The sequence below is a fragment of the Mesorhizobium sp. M1A.F.Ca.ET.072.01.1.1 genome (assembly GCF_004023325.1).
In the GTDB taxonomy this organism is placed as follows: Bacteria; Pseudomonadota; Alphaproteobacteria; order Rhizobiales; family Rhizobiaceae; genus Mesorhizobium.
On record NZ_RZSF01000392.1, the window covers coordinates 1 to 5,413 of the forward strand.

Here is a 5,413-nt window from a genome sequence, read left to right on the forward strand (position 1 = left end):
GTGTGGATGTCCGGGTCGGAAAACCGATCGCCATAAATTTCGGCGGCGCGGGCGAACAGCCGCCGGGTGGCCGGACGCCGGCTGCGGTCCAAAAGCGGGCTGGTCTCGCCCATGGCGCGCAGGTCGGCGGCAAGCCCGAACAGCGAATCGTAGCGCACCGTGACCGTCTCCACGTCGGCGACCGGCAGCGCCAGGCCGGCCCGCTGCAGCAGCGCGCCGGCGTCGCGCACATCGGTGAACGGCAGGACGCGAGGGCTCGCGCCACCGTAAAGCTCGGTCTCGGCGGCAAGCAGGCTCTCGCGCAACTCGGAAAGCGTGCCGGCACCGGCCAAAGCGCCGAGGAACAGCCCGTCGGGCTTCAGCGCGCGGCGGATCTGCGCCAGCACGCCGGGGATGTCGTTCATCGCCTGCAGCGACAGCAGCGAGACGACAAGATCGAGGCTCTCCGCCTCGAACGGCACGGTCTCCACCGGGGCGACGATGCCGGCTTCTCCGGTAAGGAAGGCACCGTCTGTTTCCACGCGCACTGTGTCGGCCACCTTGCCGCTGCCGGCGAGCACCCTGGCCGCAGCCGATGTCTGGCAAAACAGCGCCGCCGCCTTGCCGAATTTGCGCTCGACGGCGCCCAGCCGGTCGGCAAGGTCCTCCGCTGCCCGCCGCATCAGGAAATCGGCTCCGTCGACCGGGTGCATCAGCGCCCGGCGCTTGTGCGCAAGCCAGAGCTCCGTGTCGATCAAAGGCTGCAATGGGTTATTCCTGTTGTCGGCGCATGCCGGACCGATGCTATGGTGGCGCGGGGTTTCGCTTCACGTGGCCGATCCGGTGCGCAAGATCAAGACCATTGCGATGAAGGACATGGCGCGGCAGGCTCTGGGCTGGCCGGCGCGCCTGTTGTTTCCGCCGGTCTGTGCCGGCTGCCGCCGCCACGTCTCGCAGCCTGGCGTGCTGTGCGGCGCCTGCTGGCCGAAGCTTCGGCTGCTGGAGAAGCCTTGGTGTCCGGTTATGGGCACGCCGTTCACGCATGACATGGACGACGGTTTTCTTTCCGCCGAAGCGATCGCCGATCCGCCGCCTTTCGAGCGGGCGCGGGCGGCGGTCGTCTATTCAGGGGTCGCGCGCCAGATGGTGCAAGGGCTGAAATACCAGGATCGCACCGATCTCGCGCCTTGGATGGCGCGCTGGATGATGCGCGCCGGCGCCGAACTGATCGCTGAAGCCGATGTCGTGGTCCCGGTGCCGCTGCATTGGCGACGCTTCTTCCGGCGGCAGTTCAACCAGTCGGCGGAGCTGGCACGGGCGGTTTCGAAGCTGAGCGGCCTGCCTTTCGCGCCGGCTGCGGTGAGGCGCGTAAAACTCACCCGCCAGCAGGTCGGGCTGGAGCGGCACGAACGCGAGGAGAATGTGCGCGCCGCCTTCCGCGTCCGGCCCGAGGCGGAAATCGAGATCGCCGGCCGAAGGGTGCTCGTCATCGACGACGTCTTCACCACCGGCGCCACGGTGCGGTCGGTGGCCAAGGCGCTGAAGAAAGGCGGCGCCGGAGCGGTCGACGTGCTGACCTTTGCCCGCGTCCTGCCGGGGGACTTCCGGGCCGATGAGTCTGCAACTATATAGGGCATAAGTTGTTGTTTTGGTGCATGTCGGTTTCGCATAACCGTTGGGCGATGGGCACAGGCAGGATTGCTGATCGATGGTTGATGTGACGATCTATACCCGGATGATGTGCGGCTATTGCACCGCCGCCAAGCGGTTGCTCGAGCGCAAGGGTGTAGCCTATACCGAGCATGACGCGTCGTTCTCGCCGGAATTGCGCCAGGAAATGATTTCGCGGGCGCATGGGCGCACCACTTTTCCGCAGATTTTCATCGGCGACACGCATGTCGGCGGCTGCGACGACCTCCATGAATTGGAGTCCGAGGGCCGGCTGGACGTGTTGCTTGCCAACGGGGTGAGGGTTTGATCATGGGTGTTTTCAAGGCGGCGGCGGTGCAGATGCGTTCGGGCACCAGCCCGGAGCGCAACGCGGCTGATATGGAAAGGCTGGTCCGCGAGGCTGCACAGCAGGGCGCCACCTACGTGCAGACGCCGGAAATGACCGGCGCGCTCATCCGCGACAAGCAGGCGGGTGCCGCCGCTTTCACCAGCCAAGACAAGGACGTCGTCGTTTCGACGGCGCGGAAACTTGCGCAGGAACTCAGCATTTTCCTGCATGTCGGCTCGACGGCCATCCTGCGCGCCGACGGCAAGCTCGCCAACCGGGCGTTCCTGTTCGCGCCCGATGGCGCCATGATCGCCAATTACGACAAGATCCACATGTTCGATGTCGACCTCGACAACGGCGAGAGCTGGCGCGAATCCGCCTCCTACGAGCCGGGAACAGAGGGCGTCGTCACCGAGATCAACGGCGTGAAGCTGGGCTTTGCCGTCTGCTACGATCTGCGCTTCCCGCAGCTATTCCGTGCCGAAGCGCTGGCGGGGGCTCAGGTGCTTTCGGTGCCTGCGGCCTTCACCCGCCAGACCGGCGAGGCGCACTGGCACGTGCTGCTCAGGGCACGCGCGATCGAGAACGGCGCCTATCTCATCGCGGCCGCGCAGGGCGGCCTGCACGAGGACGGCCGCGAGACTTACGGCCATTCGCTGATCGTCGATCCGTGGGGACGCATCATCGCCGAGGCCGCGCATGATGAGCCCGCAGTGATCGTCGCCGAGATCGACCCGGCGCAGTCTCTTGCGGCGCGTCGCAAGATTCCCAATCTCAAGAACGCGCGGGATTTCACCGTCAATGCCGGCGAGGCGCCGCGTCTCAGGGGTGCAGCCTCTTGATCCGTTTTTCGCTCATCTGTGAACACGAGCACGAATTCGAAGCCTGGTTCCGCAGCAATGACGACTTTGGCACGCAGAAGAAACGCGGTTTCGTCGATTGCCCGATCTGCGGCTCGCACAAGGTCGAGAAGGCGCTGATGGCGCCGGCCGTCTCCACCTCACGCAAGCAGGAGAAGATGGCGCTGGCCATGGGCGACGCGCAGAAACAGGCGCTGGCACAGCTCAAGGCGCTCGCCGACAAGGTGCGCGAGAATGCCGACTATGTCGGCGACAAGTTCGCCGAGGAAGCGCGCAAGATCCATTTCGGCGAGACCGATCCGCGCGGCATTTATGGCGAGGCCACGCCGGACGAGGCGAAAAGCCTCGCCGAGGACGGCGTCGAATTCATGCCGATCCCGAGCTTTCCGGAGGACCGGAACTAAGAGTTCCGATCAGCTTTTTCAGCAGTGTCGCGAGCATTTTCCGGTCCTCTGGCGCCAACCCGGCGAGGATTTCATGCTCATTCGCGACGTGGGCGGTAAGGGCCTCATCGATGAGTTCGAGGCCTTTCGAGGTGAGTTGCACCACAACGCCGCGGCGATCGCTGGGATGCGGCGCGCGCTGGATCAGGCCCGCCTTTTCCAGCCGGTCGAGCCGGGCGGTCATTGCTCCGGAGGTCACCATCGTCGCCTCGTAGAGTTCGGTCGGCGTCAGCGCGTGAGGCGCGCCGGAGCGGCGAAGCGTGGCCAACACGTCGAATTCGCCCTGCTGCAGGCCGAAACGGGCAAAGAGCGGCGCGAGCCGGTCGCGCGCGATCAGCGCGGACGCTTCGTTCAACCGCCCGATCACTCCCATCGGCGAGACGTCGAGGTCCGGCCGTTCCTTGCGCCATTGCTCCATCGCTCTTGCCGCACGGTCCATGTGCCTCACCGTAAAGTATCTTGACATTGAGAATCTTTACGCTATATTATCCCAAGTTGGAGCGGCCGCCAAGCTTGGCCCTGAAGCCACAGGATCACGCAGATGAAATTGCTCTGGGACTCCGCACTGGGTCTTCTGATCGTCACCGGCGGATTGCTTGGCATGACGCTCCCCTTCGGCAAGCTGGCAACGGCGGCCGGTGCCCCGGCAATGGTCTGGGCTTTCGTGATCTCGTTCGGCGCGGGCGGCGTGTTGCTGATATCGCTTCTGCTGCTCGGTCAGCGCATCCGGCTCACGGCGCACAAGTTGCGCTATTTCTTCATCACCGCAGCCATTTCCTACGCCTTTCCCAACTTGCTGATGTTCTCGGCCATCCCGCATCTCGGCGCGGGTTACACGGGCATCATGTTCACGCTGTCGCCGGTCATCACGCTGGTGTTCTCGATCCTGCTTGGGGTGCGGCGACCGAACCTGCTCGGCGTCATCGGCATTATCGTTGGTTTTATCGGCGCGGTGATGGTCGCGCTTACGCGTGGGGAGGCCGGCCAGCCGGCCGAATATTTCTGGGTGGCGGTCGGCCTTCTCATCCCCGTCAGCCTCGCCGCCGGCAACATCTACCGCACCATCGACTGGCCCGAGGACACCGGTCCGATCGAGCTCGCCGTCGGCAGCCATCTGGCGTCGGCAACCTTGCTTCTCATCGGCATCCTGACGCTGCTCGGCTGGCAGGCATTTGCTCCGCTCGGCGGCGTGCCGCTGGTGGTCGCCGCACAGGTGGCGTCGGCATCGGCGATGTTTGCCTTCTTCTTCCGGCTGCAGGCGGTCGGCGGGCCGGTCTATCTCAGCCAGATCGGCTATGTGGCGGCGGCGGTCGGGCTCTTTGCCGGCACGATCTTCCTCCGCGAGCATTATCAGCTGCTGACCTGGCTGGGCGCGGCCATCATCACCGCCGGCGTGCTCATCACTACCAAGGCGCAGAGCCAGCCAAACCCGAAGCTGCAAAGGCAGGCGGCGTAAACGCTTCGTTGGCCCTCAGACCGAGGCTTTTTCGGCCAGCACCATGTAGTTGACGTCCATGTCCCTGGATTTCTGCCAGCGGTCGGCCAACGGATGATAGATCACGCCGGTCCGGTCGACGATGGTCAGCCCCGCCGCGCCAAGCGCCTTTGCCAACTCCTCCGGCCGCACCAGCTTGCCGAACTGATGTGTGCCGCGCGGCAGCCAGCGCAGAACATATTCGGCGCCGATGATGGCAAGACCAAGCGCCTTCAGCGTGCGGTTGATGGTGGCGACGAACATGATGCCGCCGGGCCGGACCATCTCGCTGCATTTGGCGACGAAGAGATCGACATCGGCGACATGCTCGACCACCTCCATGTTGAGGATGACGTCGAATGTCTCGCCGGCGTCGGCCAGCGCCTCGGCCGTGGTGGCGCGATAGTCGACATTTACGCCGGCTTCGGCCGCGTGCAGCTTAGCGACCTCGATGTTGGTGGCCGAGGCGTCGGCACCGACCACTTCCGCGCCAAGCCGCGCCATCGGTTCGCATAAGAGCCCGCCGCCGCAGCCGATGTCGAGGAAGCGCAGTCCCTCGAATGGCCTTGCCGCGCGCGGATCGCGGCCGAAGCGCGCCGCCACCTGGTCGCGGATATAGGCAAGCCGCACAGGGTTGAACTTGTGCAGCGGCCGGAAC

8 protein-coding genes are annotated in these 5,413 nt (G+C 65.3%); 5 read left to right on the top strand and 3 right to left on the bottom strand.

From position 1 onward, the window contains the following. A partial coding sequence (locus EOA32_RS32520; RefSeq protein ID WP_128373917.1) for a methyltransferase domain-containing protein occupies positions 1-746 on the bottom strand: 746 nt, incomplete at its 3' end. Between the two features lie 64 nt (positions 747-810). Between EOA32_RS32520 and EOA32_RS32525 the strand changes: the two genes are divergently transcribed. From EOA32_RS32525 to EOA32_RS32540, 4 genes are all read left to right on the top strand, one after another. After that, on the top strand, positions 811-1,611 hold the full coding sequence (locus EOA32_RS32525) for a ComF family protein (protein ID WP_128373922.1): 801 nt from the start codon (positions 811-813) through the stop codon (positions 1,609-1,611). A gap of 76 nt (positions 1,612-1,687) precedes the next feature. After that, positions 1,688-1,957 carry a glutaredoxin 3 gene (grxC, locus tag EOA32_RS32530; protein WP_095779375.1) on the top strand — a complete coding sequence of 90 codons (270 nt, stop codon included), beginning with the start codon at positions 1,688-1,690 and terminating at the stop codon, positions 1,955-1,957. Positions 1,958-1,959: 2 nt separating this feature from the next. Further along, positions 1,960-2,820 carry a carbon-nitrogen hydrolase family protein gene (locus EOA32_RS32535; protein WP_128373918.1) on the top strand — a complete coding sequence of 287 codons (861 nt, stop codon included), beginning with the start codon at positions 1,960-1,962 and terminating at the stop codon, positions 2,818-2,820. Continuing rightward, a complete protein-coding gene (locus EOA32_RS32540) occupies positions 2,817-3,242 on the top strand; it encodes a DUF1178 family protein (RefSeq protein ID WP_066990107.1) in 426 nt (141 codons plus the stop codon). Before EOA32_RS32535 ends, EOA32_RS32540 begins: the two co-directional genes overlap by 4 nt. On the opposite strand, the gene EOA32_RS32545 is transcribed toward EOA32_RS32540, so the two are convergent. Continuing rightward, positions 3,205-3,720, bottom strand: a complete 516-nt coding sequence (locus EOA32_RS32545) for a MarR family transcriptional regulator (RefSeq protein ID WP_128373919.1) — start codon at positions 3,718-3,720, stop codon at positions 3,205-3,207. The two genes, EOA32_RS32540 and EOA32_RS32545, sit on opposite strands and share 38 nt — an antisense overlap. A 102-nt stretch (positions 3,721-3,822) precedes the next feature. On the opposite strand from EOA32_RS32545, the gene EOA32_RS32550 reads away from it, so the two are divergent. Further along, entirely contained in the window at positions 3,823-4,737 is a 915-nt protein-coding gene (locus tag EOA32_RS32550) for a DMT family transporter (protein ID WP_128373920.1), read from the top strand. Between the two features lie 15 nt (positions 4,738-4,752). On the opposite strand, the gene ubiG is transcribed toward EOA32_RS32550, so the two are convergent. Then, positions 4,753-5,413: bifunctional 2-polyprenyl-6-hydroxyphenol methylase/3-demethylubiquinol 3-O-methyltransferase UbiG (gene ubiG / locus EOA32_RS32555; RefSeq protein WP_128373921.1), on the bottom strand; the 661-nt coding region annotated here is incomplete at its 5' end.

Coding starts and splice junctions, on each gene's coding strand:
- EOA32_RS32545 (WP_128373919.1), bottom strand. CDS start 3,720: ATGGACCGTGCGGCAAGAGCGATGGAGCAATGGCGCAAGGAACGGCCG.
- EOA32_RS32550 (WP_128373920.1), top strand. CDS start 3,823: ATGAAATTGCTCTGGGACTCCGCACTGGGTCTTCTGATCGTCACCGGC.
- EOA32_RS32535 (WP_128373918.1), top strand. CDS start 1,960: ATGGGTGTTTTCAAGGCGGCGGCGGTGCAGATGCGTTCGGGCACCAGC.
- grxC (WP_095779375.1), top strand. CDS start 1,688: ATGGTTGATGTGACGATCTATACCCGGATGATGTGCGGCTATTGCACC.